This is a genomic window from Hymenobacter psychrotolerans DSM 18569 (assembly GCF_900142395.1).
GTDB lineage: Bacteria > Bacteroidota > Bacteroidia > Cytophagales > Hymenobacteraceae > Hymenobacter > Hymenobacter psychrotolerans.
In genome coordinates this window covers 375786-397517 of sequence record NZ_FRAS01000001.1, presented here as the reverse complement: position 1 = coordinate 397517, position 21732 = coordinate 375786, and the positions used below count along the sequence as shown (strand labels likewise).

Here is a 21732-nt window from a genome sequence, read left to right as displayed (position 1 = left end):
CTATGGTTTGCGGGCAATGGCAAATACGCTCACGCCGACCGGGAGGGGCGCGTGCTTGAGCAGGGTGTTTTCGGTTTTGAGCAGCCGGCTCAGGGCGCTGTTAATCCAGCCGGGAAACTGCTTCAGGTCGCCGGTATCGGTGGGCTCGGTTGTGGCGGGGCGGGGAAGTATTCGCTTGGCCAGCCGCATCATAGATGTCGGGAAAAAGAGCGTCGAGTTCCAGTACGAAGAGCGTTCCAAGTGTAAGCCAGCCTTCTGCAGTACACCCCGCAAATGCGCACCGGTATAGCGCCGAAAATGATGGTTTACCTCGTCGTGGCGGGTCCAGAGCATCTGAAAGGCCGGCACAAACACTATCATGCGGCCACCGGGGCGCAATACCCTGGACCACTCGCGGACGGCGCGCTCCTCATCCTCAATATGCTCCAGCACATCGGAGGCAATAAGCAAGTCAAATGAGGCATCGGCAAACTCCAACTGAGCGCCATCCATCACGGAAACATTTGGAATGCCTCGCTCCTTGGCCAACGCAATAGCGTTTTCACTGATATCAATGCCCGTAAGACGTTGGTAGCCATCAGCCTTGAGAATTTGCTGTAGCGGCCCGGCCGAGCAACCTATTTCCAGAATAGAAGCAGAAGCCGGAATCTGCAGGCTATGAATCAGCTTGCGGACAGCATCCCGGCGGCCCGTAAACCACCAGTGTTGCTCTTCCAACTGATGATATTTCTGCTCATAAGTAAGGTCCATCGTGCCGGGTGTGTTTTTTAAAGCCCGAAGATACAAGTATGAGTTTGAAGAGTTGATACTGCAGCGGATACGTAAGAAGCCTACAATACAACGATTTTTCGTGGACAGAGCTAGACTGATATTATGCACCCCATAGGAATATTGTAACTTTGGCGGCACGCGCCTTATCCATCTTTAAGGAGCAAGCCAGATTCCATTCTTTCCTGATTTTTTGATGAAACGCTTACTTTTCTGCCTATCTATAATAGGCCTGTCCGGGTGTGCTGACAAAGCTGAAGTTGACAGCAGCGTAATGATGTCTAATGATTTTGAATCCATTTATGGATGGTTGCCAGAGCCTCAAAATCCGACACTAACTACCGAGAAGGCGCATTCAGGCAAGTACTCTATCAAGGTAGATAACGTCTATGATTTCAGCATGACGTATAGAACCCCTCTAGGCCGGTTGCATAATTCGCGGATCAAGAAAATCAAGATTGAAGCCTGGGCATTTGTGCCAAGTGCAAAGACACCAGTTGCCTTGATTACGGTTATAGACCCTGCCGAAGCAAGTGACAAGTCGTTGCTATGGGAAAGCCTGGACCTGAACGTAGCCGTGAAAGGGGAGTTTGGGAAGTGGGTGAAGGTAAGCAAGGATATAACTGTGCCGGCTGAAGCAACCTTCAACAGCCGCTTATCCATTTACCTGTGGCGGAACGGTCCCGTGCCCGGCCCGACATACCTCGATGATATTGTTATTCGTCGCGAACCTTAATAGCGTGATTGGCAAAGCACCTGTGCCCGAGTTTCCTGGCCTCTTCTAGGTAAGGGCTCGGGTACTTAGCTGCTTTACCAGCTAGGTTTCATCCGTCTTATTGCTGGTTCATGGCAAAATTTGTGATTGTCTCCCTTGTTGCCGGTGGCCTGCTGTGTAGTTGCAGCCCTGAAAGCCCTGTTTCGGCAGACCTAATTAGTCAGAATGATTTCGAGTCGCTGAGCGGTTGGGTAGCTGCTGTGCCCCCAGGCCTGACCACGGAGCGGGCGCATTCGGGCAGCTATGCCGTTAAGGTCGATGCTGCCACAGAGTTTGGAGCCGGCTATACTACCACCTTGGCTGATGCCAAGCTGCAGCCCGGGCAAAAGCTGCAAGTGTCGGCATGGGCGCTGCGCACTTCTGGGGAGACCAATGCGGCTTTGGTAGTTCAACTACTTGACCCGGCCACCGGGCAGCAACTGGACTGGCATGGCCTGAGCCTAGTGGAGCAGATAAAAACATATAACCGGTGGATGCTTATTGAAATGCAGGTCCGGATTCCAGATAATGCCCCACCTCACAGCCTGCTGAAAGTGTATCCGTGGCGGTATCAGGCGGTGCAAGCGGCGTATTTCGACGATATACAGCTGCGCCGGAAAAACTGAACCAGTACCTGCTGAATGGTCAGCATCTGTGGCCATTCGCTCTTTTTGCTCTGCTGTGCGCGCACTATTCTCCTCGTTGCTTCTACCTGCCAACCTGCGGCAGCTGATTTACTGGCTACTAGCCGCCGAAGCTGCCTTATTCACGTTCATGCGGGGCGAGTTTGGTTACTACGGTAGTCCTGTGCTACTATACTTGGCGGGCGTTCTGGCTTGTGTGGCTACGTACCTGTACACCCGTCATCGGACGTGGACGTTGCCACAGGTGCCTGCCCGACCGCGCCCCTGGATTGCTATTCTACTTGCCATCAGTTTTGGTATATGGCTGTGCAGCGGAAAAATGCGGGAAGTTATCAGCAACTACCTGATTCAGATTTCTTCTTCCGATATCATTCCCGCGCTGAGTATTTACACTAAGCGGTTTTTAAACCACGAGCAGGTATATACTCCTTTTACGGATGAGCTTGGTTATTTTGCTCTGCCCACGTACCTGCCTGCTACCTGGCTGCCCTATCTGCTGCCCGAGTGGTTGCGCTTCGATTATCGATGGATGAGCAGCTTGCTGCTGCTGTTGGGTTTTGGCGCTTATGTGGCAATAGTGGCCCGCCTGCCCAAGTCTGCTCGCTATACGTTTCTGCTAACCTTCCTGCCTTTTGCCTTCACCTACGCCATCATCCGAACGGATGCCTCCATTTTTGGCTTCACGGTAGAAAGCATGATTGTAGGTTACTATTTTCTGCTGGTGGCGGGCATTCTGCTGCGTTCCTGGCCGCTACAGGTACTTGGGTTGCTGCTGTGCCTACTGTCCAGGTTTTCGCTGGCTATCTGGCTGCCGCTTTACTTTTTGCTGGTTTTCTTTCAGGAGTCGAAGCAGCGGGCATTTTTGATGGCAGGCGCCGTGCTGGTCGGGGTGTTGGCACTGTATATTGTGCCTTTCATGTCACAGGACTGGGGACTGTTTTTCCGGGTGCAGGCCGCCTACACCGATGTGGCCGTTGGCGAATGGCGACACCTCAATGACCAAGGGCTTCCGTACCATTTGTACAACGGAGTGGGCCTCGGTAACTTCTTTTTCCGATTTGCCGATGGCGAACTGGTCGACAGGATTCGGCTACTTAAAACAGTACATATAGCACTGCTACTGCTACTGACTGCAGCCGCAGGCGTAATTTACTGGCGCCAGCGACTCCTGCGCACTGACTATCGGATTTATGCGGTGCTGGTGCTTAAGCTCTACCTGATAACGTTCTACGCCTTTCTACAGGTTCCTTACAGCTACCTGGCGTCCGTTGGCATGTTTCTGTCGCTCTTTTTGCTGCTGCTGGTAGAAGGCAGCGGCCCGGGTGCTCTTGTCGAGAATAAGCATGGCTGCTAGTAACAGTGCATTTACTATAGTTTGGGCGAATAGTTGTTCTGATAACTGATATGTCAAAAATGCTTTCTGCAGCAAAAAGGGTATTGCTCTCTACCCGTATCAATGCATTTTGGATGTTTCTATTAGTATTCTTTATAAGCTTGATTCATGTGTCCACCTCTAAGTATTCTGTGCAGTATTATGACTCTGAGAATTATTGGTTCTTAGCTAAGTCGTTTGATTCCGAAAATGGCTTCTCTTTATATGGGTTTAAAGACTCTCTACGGGGGTACTTTTTTCCATTGCTACACTACCCTTTTGTAGTTTTTTCTCGTTGTTTTTTGGATAATAGTAATATAAGTGTTATAAAGTTTATTGGTTGCATTTATGCCGGAGTGACTTTTGGATTTGCTGCTCCAAAATTATGGGAAAAGGTTTCTGGGGGATATTTGTATTTCTGGCAGAAGGTGCTATTTTCAATGTTGTGCCTGTATTTTTGGAGGGACTATTTTAATTTCTTCCTCTCTGATTTTCCAGCTATTTTGGCCTTGCTATTGGCATTGATATCGTCTTATTATAACCGAAATATACTGTATGTGTTCTGCGCTGGAGCACTTGTTGCCGCCTCTGTATACTGTCGCCCAATTTATTTATTGGCAGTGCCATTTGTTCTATTATTAGTGCTTCATACCGATAGCATGCAGCAAGGTGTTCGTAGGTATGCAGATAAGGCCCTGCGGCTTGTAATTCTGGTAATAGCTTTTCTTTGTGTAGGGTATCCTCAGTATTTAATAAATAAAAAAAACTTTGATTCTTCTAAAATATTGCCTTTAGGGGAGAGTGAAGGTTATAAAGTAGGAAGTTCTAAGGATTTGTATTTATGGCAACTAAATCAGGGTCTGCAAATACAGCGTTATGAAACTAATGTTGGTAATCAATATTCTAAGCTTCAAGTCGTATTTGTTGACCAAGCTGGGTCTAGGATGTTAAGGGAAAATTATCTTCCCGAACTGGGGTCCTATGCGGAATATTTTTCCTTTGCCTGGCAGCATAATGCTGATATAGCCTGCCTTTACGCCCGCCACCTTTTCAATGGATTAGATTTGCTATACACCAGTCCGTATGTAAAAAACATTTATCAATCTAATATCTTCTTGTCTTGGCTACTGTATAGTGTCATATTTATCGCTCTTTGTCTATCCCTCAAGAAGATAACTCAGCTAAGCTTGCACCAATGGTTAGTGCTTGGGGCGCTACTCATAGTGTGTGCCGCTTCCGTGCCGATAGTAGTTGAAACACGCTTTTTTCTACCGTTGCATCTGCTGCTATATGCCATAGCTTGCTTTGGCTGGCCTTCGCGTCTTAGCCTTAAGCAGCAACCAGCTGAGCAGTGGCTGAAATATGGACTAGTATATCTTGTCTTTCTGTTAGGCTGCTTTACCCTATCGAGTAGTGTGCAGGCTACACTGGAACTGGGGCCACGGTTGCTTACAGAGAATCAGGTGCAGTAGTAAGCGCGTGACTCTTCCTCTGAACCGAAAGCTGAAGAATAGCGGCGTACAGATATCTACCCAAACAAGCCGTATTTGACAATGCAATAGATGGCACGAAACCCGTCGCGCCAGCCTATTTTCTTGCCTTCCGCGTACGTGCGGCCGTAGTAGCTGATGCCTACTTCGTAGATGCGCACGTCTTTCACCCGCGAAACTTTGGCTGTGACTTCCGGCTCGAAGCCGAAGCGCTTCTCTTGCAGCTTCAGGCCCTGCAGAATGTCGCGGCGGAAAAGCTTGTAGCAAGTCTCCATATCGGTCAGGTTCAAATCCGTGAACATGTTCGAGAGGAAAGTAAGCAGCTTGTTGCCGATGCTGTGCCAGAAAAACAGAATGCGGTGTGGGTTGCCGCCAATGAAACGGGAGCCGTACACCACATCGGCAAAGCCCTTCAGCACGGGCTTTAGCAGGCAGTTATATTCCTGTGGGTCGTACTCCAGGTCGGCATCCTGAATGATGATATAGTCGCCGGTGGCCTCGCGGATGCCAGTGTGCAGCGCAGCGCCTTTGCCTTGGTTAGTCGTATGGTGCAGCAGGCGCAGGCCCATTTCCGGGTGGCGGAGCGCATATGCCTCGATAGCTACCGCCGAATCATCAGTGGAGCAGTCATTCACCAGAATCACTTCCTTCCCGATATCATTAATCAGCTTTAACTCCCGCAACAGGTCCAGGATCTGGTGGATAGTGCGGGCCTCGTTGTAAACTGGGATGACGATGGAGAGGGTATTAACGGAAACCAAGGAAGGGCAGGCTTAACTGGGAATCAGTAAAGATAAATGACTGGGAGGCGCAATGAGGCGCTACAGGCTGCCGGTGCGGCCGCCATCCACGGGCACGTTGGTGCCGTTGATGTAGGCGGCGGCCCCGGATGCCAGGAAGGCTACGGCGGCGGCAGTTTCCTCCGCCTGCCCAAACCGGCGGGCCGGAATCAGCTTCAGCATGCCTTCTTCAATCTCCTCGGCCGATTGTCCGGTCTGGGCGGCTTTTTTCTCGATGAGCGAGGAGTGACGCTGCGTAAGGGTGGCGCCGGGCAACACGTTATTAACCGTAATACCATCGGGGCCCAGCTCGTTGGCCAGGGTTTTGGCCCAGCTGGCTACCGCGCCCCGAATGGTGTTCGACACGCCCAGGCCCGGCAACGGCTGCTTCACGGAGGTGCTGATAATGTTGATGATCCGGCCGTGGCGGCGCTGGCGCATGGCCGGCACGACTGCCTGGGTCAGGAGGTGGTTACAGATCAGGTGCTGCTCGAAAGCGGCCCGGAAGGCGTCGATGGGCGCGTCCAGGATAGGCCCGCCGGCCGGCCCGCCGGTGTTGTTCACCAGAATGTGGAAGCCTGCCGGATGCGCCGCCAGATACTCGTGCAGCCGCTGCGCCAGCTGCGCCGGTTCCGAGTAGTCTGCTACCAGATAGGTGTGTGGCTGGCCGTGGGGAGTAGGCAAGGCGGCGGCGGTTTCGCGCAGCCGGGCTTCGTCGCGGGCCAGCAGCGTGACGGTGGCGCCCAGGCGGGCCAGCTCCTCGGCTACGGCCCGCCCAATGCCCTGCGTGCTGCCGCCCACCAGAGCGTATTGCGAAGTAAGATCCAGATTCATGAAAGCGCGGTCGAAGTGAGCTTAAAAGTAGCAAAATACCCGGCGGACTGCGGCCTGACTAGCAGGAAACCGAGGCGCAGCCGGCTCCACTCCGGACCGGACAATGGAAAATTCGTGCGGGTTTTGCGTAAGTTCGGCCAAGCTGTCCGGCTTGCGGCCCGGCCGGCTATCCTTATACCCCAACCACCCTTCGCCATGCCCGTTGCCCGTCCTTTCAACTTCCAGAAGTGGATTGATGAACACCGCCATCTGCTCAAGCCACCCGTGGGCAACCAGCAGGTCTTCAAAGACAACCAGGATTTTATTGTGATGGTAGTAGGCGGCCCCAACGCCCGCAAAGACTACCATTTCGATGAAGGGGAGGAGCTGTTCCTGCAAATCGAGGGCGACATTGTAGTGAAGATTATTGAGGACGGTAAGCCAGTTGACATTGAAATTAAGGCGGGCGAAATGTTTCTGCTGCCGCCCCGCACGCCGCATTCGCCCCGCCGGCCGGCCGGTACGGTGGGGCTGGTGCTGGAGCGCTACCGCACGGCCGGCGAACTGGACGGCTTCCAGTGGTACTGCGAAAACTGCGGCCACAAGCTCTATGAGGAGTTTGCCGAAATCACGGACATCGTGACCCAGCTGCCCCCCATCATGAATGCCTTCTGGCAAAACGACGACCTGCGCACCTGCAAGCAGTGCGGCACCTACATGCCTGCTCCGGCGTCTGTAGCCGCGCCACCCGTCGAGTAACCTCCTTTTCCCACCCACCCAAGCCCACCCGCGGCAATGCTTTCTTCCGCTTCCCCTCACGCCGCCCACCCCGCTTCCGCTTTCCTCGCCGACACGCTTTCCATCGACATCCACACCCACATTCTGCCCGAACGCTGGCCCGATCTGCGCGAACGGTACGGCTACGGCGGGTTCATCCGGCTCGACCACCACAAGCCGTGCTGCGCCCGCATGATGCAGGACGACAAGTTCTTCCGCGAAATCCAGGACAACTGCTGGGACCCGCAAGTGCGGATGCGCGAGTACGACCAGTTTGGGGTGCAGGTGCAGGTGCTCAGCACCGTGCCCGTAATGTTTAGCTACTGGGCCAAGCCGCTCGATGCGCTGGACCTAAGCCAGCTGCTCAACGACCATATTGCCGATGTGGTGCACCGCTACCCTACGCGCTTCGTCGGCCTCGGCACCGTGCCCATGCAGGCCCCCGACCTGGCCGTACGGGAGCTGGAGCGGTGCATGAAAATCGGGCTGGCCGGCATCCAGATTGGCTCGCACGTCAACGACTGGAATCTGGATGCACCGGAGCTGTTCGAGGTGTTTGCGGCGGCTGAAGAGCTGGGTGCCTGCGTATTTGTGCACCCCTGGGACATGATGGCGCAGCAGAAAATGCCCAAATACTGGCTGCCCTGGCTGGTGGGCATGCCCGCCGAAAGCACGCTGGCGCTGTGCTCACTGGTATTTGGCGGCGTGCTGGAGCGGCTGCCGAAACTGCGCGTAGCCGTGGCCCACGGCGGTGGCACGTTTGCCAGCACCATCGGCCGCATTGAGCACGGCTTCCAGGTGCGGCCCGACCTGTGTGCCGTCGACAACAACGTGAATCCGCGCGAGTACCTGGGCCGCTTTTGGGTTGATTCGCTGGTGCACGACCCGCTGATGCTGGACTACCTGGTGAAGACGCTGGGGGCTGACAAAATCACGCTCGGCACCGACTACCCGTTTCCGCTGGGCGAGCTGACGCCGGGGGAATTGATTCATTCCATGCCTTTTCCGGATGAAATGAAAGCCAAAATGCTGGGCCAGAACGCGCTGGACTGGCTGGGGTTGCCGGAGCCCAAGGTGGCCCAAATTCTGGCGAGATGATGGATACTTGGTGCCGTATCTTTGCCTCAATGGCCTCTTCCAAACCTTCATTTACAACTCTTGCTTCATTCCTGCACAGTGCCTGCCAGCGGCGAACCGTATGGAGTTGGTATGGAGCCGCTCTGCTAGCTAGTGGCACAATGACCGGCTGCGACTCGGCGACTCCCAACCCTGACAAAGTGCTGGTGCAGGATAGTTTTGAGCCCGGAAACTCGGCCATAGCCGACCCGCAATACTTTAGCACGGAGCAAGCATATTCCTGGAAGCATTCTATAAAGCTAGGGCAAGGGCTGGAGTTTGGCACATTCTACAACGGCACTTGGGGCAGCTTGGGGCAGCATCGGCTACTACGGCTGCGCCTATGGGGCTGGTTGAAGAATCCGCAGCAGCGCTTAGCTTACCTGACCGTGGTAGCGCAACGGCCCAGTGATACTCCGGGTGGCCCGGCGGTGGTGAAAATCCGCCATCAATTCAACATATATGAAGTAATCCGCCGCTACCAGCAATGGGTACCTGCTTCGTTCACCGTGGAGCTTCCCGCTGATCTGCAGCCCACAGATGAAGTGGCTGTATACATGTGGGTGCCTGCAGGCCAGCCTGATGCGGTCTACATAGATGATTTCTCGCTTGAATACCTTGACTAATTCTGCCACGCCCCTGAGCGGACCCACCGACAATACCCCACTGACGTGGCGGCAATTGGCACTACTGCTAAGTGGGCACGCTGTGTTCCTGGTCATCGTGTACTCCGTGCTCTACACTCTGGGAATACTCGATTATGCTCCCGCTCCCGATACTATCATCAGGTGGGACGCAGGGTGGTTTGAATCTATTCGTACGAATGGCTATGTGTATGTTCCTGATGGGCAGAGCAATGTGCCCTTCTTTCCGTTGTTTCCCTATTTATGGCGCCTGCTAGGTGTTGAGGGACTAGGCATCAGTATCGTTAACTTCGGTTTGCTTCTGCTTGGGGCGGCTTTGCTGGGGCGAACTTTTGCGCTGCGCAAAGGCCAGATTCTGGTACTGCTGTCGGTGCCTTCTGTTTTTATCTGCCTTGTACCATACGCCGAAGCGCTGTTCTTCCTGTTTGGTGCAGTACTGTTATGTGGTCTGCATCGTCAGAAGCTGGGCCTTACCCTGCTTGGGCTGCTGGGTTGCTGCCTGTCGCGCTCAGCAGCTACCCTATTTTTACCGGCATTCATTTTGGCCGAGTCGCTGGCTTGCACGTCCCGGGCTCTACTGCCTCTGTTGGCATTGCGTCTTGGTACTGGTCTGCTGACCATTGCTGCCGCGTTGGGCATCGTTATGTTCCTGCATTACCAAGCCACTGGCGACCCTCTGATTTTTTTTGCCGCTCACGAGCAATGGGGGCATAAAATAGACTGGCAGTTGTATCCACAAATGTCCAGTTCCTCTGGGCTGATTATGGTCTGGCTTGATGCTATTGCCCTGCTGGCGGGATTAGTAGCAGCCTTAGCATGCCTGGGGTTAGGAATTCGTTGGATATGGAATTGGTTCCGGCAGGGGCCTGCTCCGGTTGCTCCTTCCAGAGCACTCACATTCTCAATGGGCTATGTACTGGCGGCCATCTGTTTTATTCTGTTTTATCAAGCCGGTAATACAGTCGGTAGCAGCCGTTACGTATTGGCCACGCCTTTCTGGGGAGCATTACTGGCGCAGCTCTCTCTCTGGTGGGAGTTGCCGAAAACCACTAGATGGAAAAGTGCAGCCCTGATGTCCGGCTTAGTATTGGCAGTAGCCGTCTGGTTCGGCTGGCCCACAAAATTTCCTGGGTTTGTGCCATTACAAGCCAGTTGGCTACTATTCGTGTGGGTAATTTACTTGATAGCCCATGTGCTCGCAGCATCCAAGAACTGGCGTTACAATCGTGAAGTTCAAGCGGCTTTGTATATATCCAACGTTGTATATCAGCTCTTTTTGCTAAACCTGTTTCTTGGAATGGTCTGGCTTGGTTAAGCTAGCTATACCGCATCTTTGCCCCGATGACTTCCTTCCAGCCCACCCCCGCTTTCGCCGCCCAACTTGATGCGCAGGATACGCTGCGCGACTTCCGCTCCCGCTTTCACATTCCGCCCGGCCCCGATGGGCAGGAAAGCGTGTATTTGTGTGGCAACTCGCTGGGCCTGATGCCCAAGACGGCCCGCGCGGCCGTGGAGCAGGAGTTTGCCGACTGGGAGCGGCTGGGCGTGGAAGGACACTTTCACGGCACCTCGCCCTGGATGCACTACCACGAAACCCTGACCGATGCCAGCGCCCGGCTGGTAGGCGCCAAGCCGGTGGAAGTGGTGGTGATGAACAACCTGACCACCAACCTGCACCTGCTGCTGATTTCGTTCTACCGCCCCACCGCCACCCGCTATAAGGTGTTGATGGAAGGCGGCGCGTTTCCCTCAGACCAGTACGCGCTGGAAAGCCAGGTGAAGCTGCACGGCTACACGCCCGAGGCGGCCATTGTGGAGCTGGTGCCGCGCCCCGGCGAGCATACGTTGCGCACTGAGGATATTGAGGCCAAGATTCGGGAGCTGGGCGATTCGCTGGCCACCATCATTCTGGGCGGCGTGAACTACTACACCGGGCAAGCCTTCGATATGGCGGCCATTACGCGGGCCGGCCACGCCGTGGGTGCCATCGTGGGCTTCGATTTGGCGCACGCGGCCGGCAACCTGGAAATGCACCTGCACGACTGGGACGTGGATTTTGCCTGCTGGTGCACCTATAAGTACCTCAACTCCGGCCCCGGCGGCACGAGCGGCGTCTACGTGCACGAGCGGTTCGCTAACCGGCCCGACCTGCCGCGCCTGGCCGGCTGGTGGGGCCACGACCCGTCCGACCGGTTTCAGATGAAAAAGGGCTTCCGGCCAATGCAGGGAGCCGCCGGCTGGCAGCTTTCCAACGCCCAGATTTTTCCGATGGCCATTCACCGGGCGGCGCTGGCGCTGGTGGAAGAAGCCGGCGGCATGGCCGTGTTGCGCCGCAAGAGTGAGCAGCTGACTACCTACCTGGAGTTTCTGATTCACAACCTGAATCTGCCCGCCAGTCAGCTGGAAATCATTACGCCGCCGGACCCCGCGACTCGCGGCTGTCAGCTTTCTTTGCTCGTGCACCAGCAGGGGCGGGAGCTGTTCGATTTCCTGGCTTCCAACGGCATCATTGCCGACTGGCGCGAGCCCAACGTTATCCGGCTGGCTCCGGTGCCGCTCTACAACTCCTTCGGGGATGTGCAGCGGGTAGGCGCGGCCCTGGCCCAGTGGAGAAAGTAACTGAGTAGCGGAGTAACTGAGTAAAGCTGCTACTTGCCTCTCATCTCCCCAACCTACTCAGTTACTCCGCTACTCAGTTACTCTTTCGTGCAATATTTCGGGCATCATTTCCTCCGATGCGCTGTTTTACGTTTTACCTACCGAACTTCGGTGGTTTCCTTTTGACCCCAGAGCCATGCCTGAAGAGTACGCGGAGAAAATGAGCCGCAAAAAATTGCCTGAGCTTCTTCTGTATGTGCGCAACCGCGCTGAATACCAGGAAGAAGCTGTTCTGGCAGCTCTCGACGAGCTGGAGCGACGTGGTGAGTCCCTGCCCGACGCTGCAGCCCTGCGGGCGGAGCTGCTACCGATAGTGGAGCAGCAACGGCAGCAGCAGTTGCTGCGGGAGCGGGAAAAGGTGCAGGCCGCCGCCGAGCAGAACCCTGCTGAGCCGGCAGTTGCAGAAGGCCCGGCCCTTTACTCGCCCGGCACGATTGTGCTGTTTTCGATGCTGCCCATGTCGATGATGATTGGTGGGGGCGTACTGCTGGGCATGAACCTGTTCCGGCTCGGGCGCAAGCGGGCGTTGCTGGGACTGGTGCTGTTCATCATCGTGTACATGCTGGTGGTGTCCAATGTGCTGGCCTGGGCCATGCTGCAGGGGCTGAACCCGTACGTGGCCATTGTGCTGTTCAATGTGCCGGCCGTGCTGGCGTATCTGCTGTGGTTCTGGCCCCGCTATGTGCGCACCACTACCTACCGCAGCCGCAGCCTGATACCGCCCATCGTCATCTGCTTTCTGGTGGTCTGGGGCCTGCAGAAGGCTATGCCCTACATCATCAAGCAGCAGCCGAAGGAGGTGCAGATGCAGATGGAGCAAATGATGAAGCAGTAGCTTCTGCGTAGCCTGTGCCGCTGCTGCCGCTTGCCCTGCCCGATGCCGAGGTGCTGCTGGACCCTCATTTCCTGCCGCCTGATACCGCCGACGCGCTGCTCATCGAATTGACGCGCACCATTGCGTGGCGGCAGGAACCCATCCGGCTCTTTGGGAAAGAGGTGCTGCAGCCGCGCCTCACGGCCTGGCACGGCGACGCTACGGCTCATTATCAGTATTCAGGCCTGGCGCTGGCGCCCCAGCCCTGGACCCCGGCATTGCTGGAGCTGCGTAAGCAGGTGGAAGCCGCTACTGCTACCCAGTTTAACAGCGTGCTGCTCAATCTGTACCGCGCCGGGCAGGATAGCATGGGCTGGCACGCCGACGACGAGCCGGAACTGGGGCCGGCGCCGGTTATTGCTTCCGTCAGCCTCGGCGAAACGCGCCGCTTTCGGCTGAAGCCCCGCGACCCGCAGCGTACGCCGCACGCCCCGGTTGCGCTGGATCTGGCATCGGGCAGCCTGCTCGTGATGCGCGGTGCCACGCAGCAGCACTGGCTACATGCCGTGCCCAAAACGGCCCGTCCCGTTGGCCCGCGCCTCAACCTGACTTTTCGGGCTGTGCTGCCCCGGTAGCTCCGCTGGGCTACAGCAGCAGCACATCGATGCGGTGGGCATGCACCATCTGCCGCTGCTCCGACCAGGTGAATACCGTGAAATACCCGTCCTGCGAGGCTACCAGCGCCAGCGAGTCGCGCTGGTCGTGCACGAATTGGGCGGCGGCCAGGTGGCGGGTGCCTCCGTTCTGGCCCGGATGTATTTCCAGCGCTTCGCCTCCTACCACAGGTGCCGTTACCACCATTTTCTCTACCGGTACGCTGGTGGCGGCCCGCATCACCTTCGCCCCGAATGCCAGCAGGTGGTAGTGCCCGGTGATGATGGTGGCCCCGTCTACGGCCGTGAAGCCGCCCACAATATCAATGGCCCGCAGCAGGGCTTCCTGCCACTCCAGGCTGTTTTTGCTGCGCTCCTTCTGGCTCAGAAGCTCCGCAATAGTGGTGTAGGGCGGCAGTACCGGGTAGTTCATCGGTTGCACGATGGAAGCGCGCCACCGCTCGGAGCCGGGCGGAACAACCAGCACCAGACCACCGCGGCCGTGGCTCCGCATGGCGCCGGCCAGCTCCACCAGCACATTGTCGGAAGAGTCGCCGGTGGGCAGCGTGAAGCCGGGCAGCGACTCCCGCAGTGCAGGGTGGTCGGCAACACCGGCACTTTCTTCCTCTACCACCTGAATCTGGTCGCCGCGCAAAATAGCCACGTTGATGAATTTGCCGAAGCCATCGGCCCGGCGGTGCTTGGCTACCAGCAGGCCGGGCTCCACCACTTCCAGCACAAAGCAAAGCGGCGGCACACTGGTGGCCGCGCCCCACACATAAAGGCCCTCAGCATCATGCCACACGCCCAAATGCGTACCGGGCTGCTCCACGGCCGGCGCCAGCTTGATCAGGTTCTGAGGAGTCAGGCGCCGGTGCCCGAACAGCAGGGGCCGGGCCGTATGGTCAGGTTGGAGCAGCGCCAGCGAAATGCGGGGCGGCCGGCCTTCTTCGCGCCGTAGACTGGCCCAGAACGCCACATCAATAATAGCTTCCACCAGCGGCCCTTCCGGTGGCGGAGCCAAGTGCGGAATATCGTGCTGGCTGGCCCGCGCCCGGTGCTGGGCAAAGTGCGCTTCGATGATGGGCGCCACCATGCGGGCTGCCAGATACGTAGGTTCGGAAAGCATAGGCAGGCGGCTGGTGGGCTCCGCAAATTACACGTTGGCCGGGACACACAAATGGCCGGCTTCCGCGAGGAAACCGGCCATTTGCAGGGAATGTTTCTGGCGCCCGAAAGCCCCGGCTTGTGGTCTACTTGATATCGAACAGCAGGCCCACGAATACCAATCGGCCAATGTTCGGGCCGCCGTACACCTGGGTGTTGGTGGCATCAAGGAGGTTGGAGCCGCCGGCCTGCACGGTCGTGTACAGCTTCGGAATAGCATAGCCAACGTAGGCATCCACGGAGCTGTAGTCCTGCAGCTCGCCCACCGCGAAGGGTAGCTCGTAGAGGTGGCCCTGGGCCCAGCGGTAGTTCACGGCATAGCTCAGGTGGTTGAAGGCCACGCCATTGGCACCTACGTTGTACTTGTGCTTGGGCGTGTTGAAGAAGGTCTGGAAGCCCTCAGGTAGGTTGCTCTTGTCCAGCACGTTCAGCGAGTAGTTGGCCGTGAGCGTGAGCGGGCGCACCACGCTGTAGCTCAGGCCCAGCGCTGCGCCGTAGGTGCGCACTTCCTGGCGGGCATTGGTCCAGACCTGCAGAATGCGGGTAGAAGAGGTAGCATCCTGGAAGGGTTGAGCCTTGCCCGACTCAGTAGCCAGCTGGGCCAGCGTAGGCCGGCTGCCGTCGCGGTTGCCGATGAAGCGCTGAGCCCCGATGAAGTCATTGTAGTAGCTCTGGTAGTAGTTGGCGTCAATAGCCAGCTTCTCGCTCAGCGTGCCTTTATAGCCAACTTCGTAGGTGCTCAGGCGCTCCAGCTTCAGGGCGGCAGCGCTGTACTCGTAGGGCGTCAGCACGGCGGGGTTGCTTTGTGCGGCCGTGAGAACCGCACGCGTACCGGCCCCGATGTTATAGCCCTGAAAACCATTGTCTACGTTGCCGAGCAGCAACACCTGGCGCACATCCAGCCGGATGTACTGGTCGAGCTGCGTGGGCGAGCGGAAGGCGCGGCCGTAGGAGGCGCGGAAGTTGTGCTGCTTGTTTTCGCCGGCCGAGTATAGGGCCGAAGCGCGGGGCGAAAAAGCTGCCTCAAAGTTCTTGAGCGCATCGACGCGGCCGGCAACGGCCAGTTTCAGGCGCTCATTAAGCAGCTTCTGCGTGAGCTGCGCGTAGCTGCCCAGTTCGTGGTTCTGAATGCGCGCATTGTCGTCGGCGTAGAGGTTGCCGTTGGAGCCGAGGCGGAACTTGCGGTAGGCGCCGCCCACAATCAGGTCGGTACCTTTGGCCAGCGGCAGGTTGTATTAGGCGTTGCCTTCGTTCAGCAGCGAGCTGGGGTTGAGGCGGGCGCCGGTGCCGGGCGTTGCATCGTTGATGATGCGCGTGCGCAGCTCCTGGAAGCGCGGGTCGGAGGGTTGCAGCTGCGTGGCCGCGGCAGCGGCCTGCGCCTGCTCCAGCGAGCCGGTAGCCTGGAATTTGGTCAGGTACGTTTCGTAGAAGCGGCTGGCGTAAGTTTCGCTGGGGCGGCTGGCGTTGTTGGTCGAAGAAGTCTGGATGAACGAGCCCAGAAAGCCCAAATCATACGACTGGCCCCCGAAATCCTGCAGCGACTGGCCCCGCAGAAACCAGCGGTTACCCTTGATTTCGCCGTGCAGCTGGTTGGTGCCGAACTCCTTGAACCGGTAGCGGCTGCTGCTCTGGTAGCTGGAGGTACCGCGGTTGTAGTTGAAGCCCACCGTCATCTTTACGCTGCTGGTCAGCAGGTACGACAGCGACGGGTGAATCTTCAGGGAGCGGGCTTTGTAGGCGTCGGCTACCAATTCCTTCTCCGTGAAGCCCGGCATGAATACCGTTTTGCCCCGCAGCGCGGCGGGCGTAGTGGCGTAGGCCGGCGAGGCCGGGTCGTTCGTGAAGGTGTAGCCGCCTACGTCGCCGTAGCGGTTCACGGCGTCGTAGCCCAGGGCCGAGCCTTCGGGGTTGTTGCGGGCTTCGATAAGTGTGCTGCTGGCGCTGTAGTTGTCGGCCAGCCAGTCGTCGGCCGTCAGGTAGAAGCCCACAACCTTGAAGGCAAACTTCTCGCCCAGCTTCTTGGCGTAGCGGAACTGCCCATCCAAAAGGCTGCGCTGCCCGCCGCGCAGCCGCACGCTCAGGCCTTCCGTCACGAAGGGGTCTTTGGAGTTGAGCAGCAGCACGCCGTTGAACGCATTGGCGCCGTACAGCGCCGAAGCTGGCCCGTGAATGATTTCGGTGCTTTCCACGTCCAGCTCGGGCAAACCCGTCAGGTTGCCCGCATTCACGTTCAGGCTCGGCGACTGAGTATCGAAGTAGTCGGTCAGCTGAATCAGGCGCTCCGACTTGGCCGAGTTGAAGCCGCGCGTGCTCAACGAGTTCATCAGCAGGCTGCTGCTATTCACGTCGATGCCTTTATAGTGGTTGAGGCCCACCTGCAGGTCGGCCGTCGGAATCCGCTCCACCTGCTGCGTGTTGAGCTTTTCCACCGTCACAGGGGCCTGCAGAATGCCCTCCTGTACCCGCGAGGCCGAGGCAATTACTTCGCTCGTAAGGGTAGAGTTGAGCTTTAGTGTCACCTGCACGGCATTGTCGGGCTGGGCCAGTGATACTTCGCGCGTCTCGTAGCCCACAAAGGACACCGACAGTACAACCGGCGGTGCCGAAAAGTCGGCCCGCAGCTGGAATTTGCCTTCCCGGTCGGTGCTGTTGCCGATGAAGGTGCCCTTGATGAAAACTGTGGCTCCCGGCAGCGGCTCACCGGCCTCGGTCTGCACAACGCCACTGACCATAACGGCCTCCTGTGCTCAGGCCGGCGCCACGCTAAACAGAAGAAGTAAAAGAAGAATGAAATGGTACTGTTTTCTCATTGAAAGCAGGCAAAAAAGAAGGGAGGAATAGAAGTACAGAAAGCGTAATCCTGCAAAAATATGGTAGTCATGCATAACAAAAAATATTTCCAATCTTTTGGAAGACAGAAGATTATTCTTACAAGAGTGACTATATTAAAATTAGATTAAATATAGCCGGAGAGATATGCCGATGAGCAAATGGCCCATTTTGCGCAACCAACCCGCATTCTGATTGCGGCTAAAAGCGGCATGAAAAAAACAGTTGTAAGCTGAAGAATAGAAGAATAAGTCAACCATCCGGATTAAGTGCATAACGGACAAGTAAGCAGCACTCATCAGGCAGGTATGCAGGACTGTTTCTGGGGGCTTTTGTGCGTGCTGGGTTGTGGTAGCGGGATAGAAGCCTGCTGATGGCGGCGCAGGGGCCGGCCGGTAGTGAAGCCATAAGCGGCCAACATGACGCGAGGGCTCGTACATCAGCGGCCGTATCAGGAGCCGCTGAGTACAGAACGTAGCATCTGTCGGTTCGGAAGGAGCCCTTGGGCCGGCGCAACGGGCGCGTAGTTGGCTGGCTGCTCAAACAAATCCGCCCCGAACGTAGTAGATTCGCTGCCCTCACCCACTGTCTATGTTCTCTACTTCTTCCTCTTCCCAGCCCGGTTCCGAGTCGTTCACGCTGATGGGTGCCGGCCTGGTTGGCTCACTGCTGGCCCTGTATATGGCCCGCCGCGGCTATACCGTAGACGTGTTTGAGCGCCGCCCCGACCCGCGGCTGGCCGGGCCCGTGGAAGGCCGTTCCATCAATCTGGCGCTGTCGGACCGGGGCTGGCGGGCGCTGGAGGGCGTGGGCATCGGCGACGAAATCCGGCGGGTAGCTATTCCCATGTATCGGCGCGTGATGCACGACGCGAAGGGCCAGCTCACGTTTCAGCCGTACGGGCAGGACAATCAGGCTATCTACTCGGTGTCGCGGGGCGGGCTGAACCGCACCTTGCTGGAGCTGGCCGAAGCGGAGCCGGGCGTAACGGTGCACTTCAACCAGCAGTGCCTGCACGTGGGCCTGAAGGAGCGCGAGCTGCACCTGCGCGACGCGGCCACCGGCCAGGAGCAGGTGCGGCCATTTCAGCGGCTGTTCGGGACGGACGGCGCGTTTTCGGCGGTGCGCACAGCCATGCAGAAGACGGACCGCTACAACTACTCGCAGAGCTACCTGGACTATGGCTACAAAGAGCTGAACATCGCGCCCGCCGCCGACGGTACGTGGCAGCTGGAGAAAAATGCGCTGCACATCTGGCCCCGCGGCCAGTACATGATGATTGCGCTGCCCAACCTCGACGGCTCGTTCACCTGCACCCTGTTCTTCCCCTACGAAGGCAAGCACTCCTTTGCGGAGCTGCAAACCCCGGCGCAGGTGGAGGCATTCTTCGCGGAAGTGTTTCCCGATGCCGCGCCACTAATGCCGGAGCTTACCGAAGACTTCTTCCAGAATCCCACCGGCTCGCTCGTGACGGTGCGCTGCTTTCCGTGGGCGTTTGACGATGACGTGCTGCTGCTCGGCGACGCCTCACACGCCATTGTACCGTTCTATGGGCAGGGCATGAATGCCGGCTTCGAGGACTGCACCGTGCTCAGCCAGCTCATGGACCAGCATGGCAACGACTGGCACACCATTTTTCAGGAATTTCAGCGGCAGCGCAAGCCCAACGCCGACGCCATGGCCGACCTGGCCATCTATAACTTCGAGGAGATGCGCGACCGGGTAGCCGACCCACGCTTTTTGCTGCAGAAGAAAATCGAAAGCAAAATATCGGCGCAGTATCCCGACCAGTGGCTGCCGCTCTATTCCCAGGTTACGTTCTCGCCCGATACGCCCTACGCCGAGGCGCTGGCCAATGGGCAGCGGCAGGAGCGCATCATGCGCAAGCTGATGAAGCATATTGAGGCCGAAGCCGACTTCGATAAGCCCGAAGTGCAGGAGTTGGTGCACCAAGAAATGAGCCGGACAGCAGAATAAGCCAAGCCTGCTGACTCAACTCAGCGCCAGCCCCACCCCAAACCCCAGTACCAGACTGGCACCCAGCCCGAAGCCGGCCCACACCTGCTCCGGTGTGTGCGCGTTCAGAGCCAGCCGGGCACTCATCACGGCGCCGGCCAGCACAATGCTGCCCGTCAGCCACCAGATGATGGGGCTGCCTGCCTCGGCACCCAGAAACAGCAGCCCCAGCAGCCCCACCGCGCCGCCCATGCCCACGCCGTGCGCCGATATTTTCCAGCGCAGCGAAATCAGGAGCGTGAGCAGTACGGCCAGGGTCATGCCGGCCATCATCTGCACCAGCAGCATGTCAAACGCCTGCGGGTAGCGTCCCATCAGCAGAGTAGCCGTGCCGAACCCAATGACGGCCAGCAGCAGAGGCAGGGGGCGTTGCCGCCGTTCCCGCAATTCCAGGCTGCTCACGTAGCCGCCCCACAGCAGCAGCGCCGTGCCCAGCGAAGGCAACACAAACGTGAACAGCAGCACGACGCCCAGCACCAGCCACCGGTCGGGCAGGGCAGGGCGCAGCACCACACCGGGCAGCTGGTAGCAGACCACATAAAACAGGTAGCCAGGTACAAGCAGCGGGTGGCACACCGACGATAAAATGGTGGCGAGCAGGCGGTTCAAGAACGCAATAGGTAGCAGTAGGGGAGCAGCAGTAGCCAAAGCTACCAAAGTGCCGGCCCGCTACCAAAGCAGCGGGCCGGCCGGAAGCAACAACTTCCGGCCGGCCCGACGTTCAATGTCTGCAGCAGGCTATAGCTCCTTGCGCAGCCGCGCCACCGGAATATTAAGCTGTTCGCGGTACTTGGCCACCGTGCGGCGGGCAATGTTATAGCCGCGGGCATTCAGCATTTTTTCCAGCTTGTCGTCGCTGAGCGGCCGGTCTTTCTTCTCGCCCTCAATGATTTCCTTCAGAATATGCTTCACTTCGCGGCTGCTGGCGTCCTCGCCCGAGTCGGTGGCTATGCCTTCGGAGAAGAAGTACTTGAGCGGGTAGATTCCGAACTCCGTCTGCACCGATTTCGAGTTGGCCACCCGGCTCACGGTGCTGATGTCCATGCCGATTTCGGTGGCTATGTCCTTGAGAATCATGGGGCGCAGCTTGCTTTCGTCGCCATCCAGGAAAAACTCGCGCTGGTAGCGCACGATGGAGTCCATGGTGCGCAGCAGCGTGTTCTGGCGCTGCCGGATGGCGTCTATGAACCATTTGGCCGAGTCCAGCTTCTGCTTCACGAAGGTCACAGCTTCCTTGAGCTTCTTGTCCTTCTTGGCGCCCTTGTCATAAGCCCGGAACATATCCGTGTAGGCCGGCGACACGCGCAAGTCCGGCGCGTTGCGCGAGTTGAGCGTGAGGTTCAGAATGCCGTTGTCGTTGGTCAGGATAAAGTCGGGGATGATGTACTGCACCTTGCCCATGCCCACCGGGCCCGTACCACCGGGCTTGGGGTTGAGCTTCAGAATCAGGGCAATGGCGTCCTTCAGCTCGTCGTCTTCCAGGTCCAGCCGTTGCTGAATGCGGGGGTAGTGCTTCTTGGTAAACTCGTCGAAGGTTTCATTGAGAATCCGCTCGGCGTGCTCGGTCACCTCATCCTGGGGGCGGCGCTCCAGCTGCAGCAGCAGGCATTCCTGCAGGTCGCGGGCAGCTATACCGGCCGGGTCGAAGCTTTGCACCACGTGCAGCACCGCCTCCACTTCCGCCACCGAAGCCTCAATGTTCTGGGCAAACGCCATGTCGTTGGCAATAGCCGACAGGTCGCGCCGGATGTAGCCGTCGCCATCAATGGAGCCGATGAGCTGGCGGCCAATGGCTTCCTGCTTCTCATCCAGGTCGGCGAAGCCCAGCTGGTCGAGCAGGTTGTCTATGAGCGAGCCGCCGGTATCGGCCAGAGGCATTTCCCGGTCGTCTTCGTCCTCGCCGGGGCCGTCGCCCTGCATTTTGTAGCCCGCTATTTCGTCGTCGTTGAGGTAGTCGCTCAGGTCCAGGTCGTCGGCACTTTCCGACTCTTTCTGTTCGGTTGGCTCGTCTTTCAGCGGCAGCTCTATTTCGGGCTGCTCTTCGCTGCGGCTGTCGTCAAAGTCCTCGTCCAGCGTGTTGTCGGGGTTGTCAAACTCCGCATCAGGGTCGTCAAAATCGTCGGTGTCGTCGCCGGCATCGTCGTCGCGGTCCTGGTCCTCGAAGTCGTCGTCCGCGTCGTCGCCTTCCTCCAACGCCGGATTAGCCTCCAGCTCCTCCTTGATGCGGGCTTCGAGCTCCACGGTCGGGATTTGCAGTAGCTTAATGAATTGTATCTGTTGGGGTGACAGCTTCTGCGAGAGAAGCTGTTTCATGTCCAGTCGTTGCATACTCTAAAACGCGTACGCCCCGCCTAGGTGAAAACGGGGTGTGGTAGCCAAATATATGCCTTTCTGTACTTGGGTTAGGGGGAAAATGTTGGCCCGGCGGGCTCGTGGCC

20 protein-coding genes are annotated in these 21732 nt (G+C 57.7%); 12 read left to right on the top strand and 8 right to left on the bottom strand.

Going from position 1 to position 21732, the window contains the following annotated elements:
- Positions 1-750, bottom strand: a complete 750-nt coding sequence (locus tag BUE15_RS01645) for a class I SAM-dependent DNA methyltransferase (protein WP_073280944.1) — start codon at positions 748-750, stop codon at positions 1-3.
- 214 nt (positions 751-964) lie between these two features.
- On the opposite strand from BUE15_RS01645, the gene BUE15_RS01640 reads away from it, so the two are divergent.
- The 4 genes from BUE15_RS01640 (at position 965) to BUE15_RS21415 (ending at position 5010) form a co-directional block, all read left to right on the top strand.
- Entirely contained in the window at positions 965-1504 is a 540-nt protein-coding gene (locus BUE15_RS01640) for a carbohydrate binding domain-containing protein (protein WP_073280943.1), read from the top strand.
- Between the two features lie 110 nt (positions 1505-1614).
- A complete protein-coding gene (locus BUE15_RS01635; RefSeq protein ID WP_073280942.1) occupies positions 1615-2148 on the top strand; it encodes a carbohydrate binding domain-containing protein in 534 nt (177 codons plus the stop codon).
- A gap of 148 nt (positions 2149-2296) precedes the next feature.
- Positions 2297-3520, top strand: a complete 1224-nt coding sequence (locus tag BUE15_RS01630) for a hypothetical protein (RefSeq protein ID WP_211617563.1) — start codon at positions 2297-2299, stop codon at positions 3518-3520.
- A 50-nt stretch (positions 3521-3570) separates the two neighbouring features.
- Positions 3571-5010 carry a hypothetical protein gene (locus BUE15_RS21415; RefSeq protein WP_139252074.1) on the top strand — a complete coding sequence of 480 codons (1440 nt, stop codon included), beginning with the start codon at positions 3571-3573 and terminating at the stop codon, positions 5008-5010.
- A 56-nt stretch (positions 5011-5066) separates the two neighbouring features.
- Here BUE15_RS21415 and BUE15_RS01620 read toward each other — a convergent pair whose 3' ends face one another.
- A complete protein-coding gene (locus BUE15_RS01620) occupies positions 5067-5789 on the bottom strand; it encodes a glycosyltransferase family 2 protein (RefSeq protein ID WP_073280939.1) in 723 nt (240 codons plus the stop codon).
- Positions 5790-5849: 60 nt separating this feature from the next.
- Positions 5850-6641 carry an SDR family oxidoreductase gene (locus BUE15_RS01615; RefSeq protein ID WP_073280938.1) on the bottom strand — a complete coding sequence of 264 codons (792 nt, stop codon included), beginning with the start codon at positions 6639-6641 and terminating at the stop codon, positions 5850-5852.
- 195 nt (positions 6642-6836) lie between these two features.
- On the opposite strand from BUE15_RS01615, the gene BUE15_RS01610 reads away from it, so the two are divergent.
- From BUE15_RS01610 to BUE15_RS01580, 7 genes are all read left to right on the top strand, one after another.
- The gene (locus BUE15_RS01610) at positions 6837-7379 is read left to right on the top strand and encodes a 3-hydroxyanthranilate 3,4-dioxygenase (protein ID WP_073280937.1); all 543 of its coding nucleotides are present in this window, start codon (positions 6837-6839) and stop codon (positions 7377-7379) included.
- 36 nt (positions 7380-7415) lie between these two features.
- Complete coding sequence (locus BUE15_RS01605) at positions 7416-8495, top strand: amidohydrolase family protein (RefSeq protein WP_073280936.1); 1080 nt, start codon at positions 7416-7418, stop codon at positions 8493-8495.
- Positions 8492-9139 (top strand): hypothetical protein, encoded by a 648-nt coding sequence (locus BUE15_RS01600; protein WP_211617561.1) that lies wholly within the window; start codon positions 8492-8494, stop codon positions 9137-9139. Before BUE15_RS01605 ends, BUE15_RS01600 begins: the two co-directional genes overlap by 4 nt.
- An 82-nt stretch (positions 9140-9221) precedes the next feature.
- Entirely contained in the window at positions 9222-10472 is a 1251-nt protein-coding gene (locus tag BUE15_RS01595; RefSeq protein ID WP_073280934.1) for a hypothetical protein, read from the top strand.
- 26 nt (positions 10473-10498) lie between these two features.
- Positions 10499-11776: a kynureninase gene (kynU, locus tag BUE15_RS01590; RefSeq protein WP_073280933.1), complete on the top strand. Its 1278-nt coding sequence runs from the start codon at positions 10499-10501 to the stop codon at positions 11774-11776.
- 235 nt (positions 11777-12011) lie between these two features.
- Positions 12012-12650 carry a hypothetical protein gene (locus BUE15_RS01585; RefSeq protein ID WP_170865164.1) on the top strand — a complete coding sequence of 213 codons (639 nt, stop codon included), beginning with the start codon at positions 12012-12014 and terminating at the stop codon, positions 12648-12650.
- Positions 12651-12664: 14 nt separating this feature from the next.
- Complete coding sequence (locus BUE15_RS01580) at positions 12665-13264, top strand: alpha-ketoglutarate-dependent dioxygenase AlkB family protein (RefSeq protein WP_073280931.1); 600 nt, start codon at positions 12665-12667, stop codon at positions 13262-13264.
- Positions 13265-13274: 10 nt separating this feature from the next.
- Here BUE15_RS01580 and BUE15_RS01575 read toward each other — a convergent pair whose 3' ends face one another.
- The 3 genes from BUE15_RS01575 to BUE15_RS01565 form a co-directional block, all read right to left on the bottom strand.
- Positions 13275-14411 carry a putative sensor domain DACNV-containing protein gene (locus BUE15_RS01575; protein WP_073280930.1) on the bottom strand — a complete coding sequence of 379 codons (1137 nt, stop codon included), beginning with the start codon at positions 14409-14411 and terminating at the stop codon, positions 13275-13277.
- A 124-nt stretch (positions 14412-14535) separates the two neighbouring features.
- Positions 14536-15648 (bottom strand): TonB-dependent receptor, encoded by a 1113-nt coding sequence (locus BUE15_RS01570; protein WP_073280929.1) that lies wholly within the window; start codon positions 15646-15648, stop codon positions 14536-14538.
- 36 nt (positions 15649-15684) lie between these two features.
- A complete protein-coding gene (locus tag BUE15_RS01565) occupies positions 15685-17181 on the bottom strand; it encodes a carboxypeptidase-like regulatory domain-containing protein (RefSeq protein WP_073280928.1) in 1497 nt (498 codons plus the stop codon).
- Between the two features lie 688 nt (positions 17182-17869).
- Between BUE15_RS01565 and BUE15_RS01560 the strand changes: the two genes are divergently transcribed.
- On the top strand, positions 17870-19255 hold the full coding sequence (locus tag BUE15_RS01560; RefSeq protein ID WP_073280927.1) for an FAD-dependent oxidoreductase: 1386 nt from the start codon (positions 17870-17872) through the stop codon (positions 19253-19255).
- Between the two features lie 15 nt (positions 19256-19270).
- On the opposite strand, the gene BUE15_RS01555 is transcribed toward BUE15_RS01560, so the two are convergent.
- Together BUE15_RS01555 and rpoN are read right to left on the bottom strand one after the other, a co-directional pair.
- Complete coding sequence (locus BUE15_RS01555) at positions 19271-19903, bottom strand: hypothetical protein (protein ID WP_073280926.1); 633 nt, start codon at positions 19901-19903, stop codon at positions 19271-19273.
- 129 nt (positions 19904-20032) lie between these two features.
- Positions 20033-21622 (bottom strand): RNA polymerase factor sigma-54, encoded by a 1590-nt coding sequence (rpoN, locus tag BUE15_RS01550; RefSeq protein ID WP_396276078.1) that lies wholly within the window; start codon positions 21620-21622, stop codon positions 20033-20035.
- Positions 21623-21732 lie beyond the last annotated feature (110 nt).

Bases quoted from the DNA above. Each gene is read 5' to 3' on its own strand.
- BUE15_RS01610 (WP_073280937.1), top strand. From the start codon at position 6,837: ATGCCCGTTGCCCGTCCTTTCAACTTCCAGAAGTGGATTGATGAACAC.
- BUE15_RS01560 (WP_073280927.1), top strand. From the start codon at position 17,870: ATGTTCTCTACTTCTTCCTCTTCCCAGCCCGGTTCCGAGTCGTTCACG.
- BUE15_RS01640 (WP_073280943.1), top strand. From the start codon at position 965: ATGAAACGCTTACTTTTCTGCCTATCTATAATAGGCCTGTCCGGGTGT.
- BUE15_RS21415 (WP_139252074.1), top strand. From the start codon at position 3,571: ATGTCAAAAATGCTTTCTGCAGCAAAAAGGGTATTGCTCTCTACCCGT.
- BUE15_RS01575 (WP_073280930.1), bottom strand. From the start codon at position 14,411: ATGCTTTCCGAACCTACGTATCTGGCAGCCCGCATGGTGGCGCCCATC.
- kynU (WP_073280933.1), top strand. From the start codon at position 10,499: ATGACTTCCTTCCAGCCCACCCCCGCTTTCGCCGCCCAACTTGATGCG.
- BUE15_RS01565 (WP_073280928.1), bottom strand. From the start codon at position 17,181: ATGGTCAGTGGCGTTGTGCAGACCGAGGCCGGTGAGCCGCTGCCGGGA.
- BUE15_RS01645 (WP_073280944.1), bottom strand. From the start codon at position 750: ATGGACCTTACTTATGAGCAGAAATATCATCAGTTGGAAGAGCAACAC.
- rpoN (WP_396276078.1), bottom strand. From the start codon at position 21,622: ATGCAACGACTGGACATGAAACAGCTTCTCTCGCAGAAGCTGTCACCC.
- BUE15_RS01615 (WP_073280938.1), bottom strand. From the start codon at position 6,641: ATGAATCTGGATCTTACTTCGCAATACGCTCTGGTGGGCGGCAGCACG.
- BUE15_RS01630 (WP_211617563.1), top strand. From the start codon at position 2,297: ATGCGGGGCGAGTTTGGTTACTACGGTAGTCCTGTGCTACTATACTTG.
- BUE15_RS01635 (WP_073280942.1), top strand. From the start codon at position 1,615: ATGGCAAAATTTGTGATTGTCTCCCTTGTTGCCGGTGGCCTGCTGTGT.
- BUE15_RS01600 (WP_211617561.1), top strand. From the start codon at position 8,492: ATGATGGATACTTGGTGCCGTATCTTTGCCTCAATGGCCTCTTCCAAA.
- BUE15_RS01605 (WP_073280936.1), top strand. From the start codon at position 7,416: ATGCTTTCTTCCGCTTCCCCTCACGCCGCCCACCCCGCTTCCGCTTTC.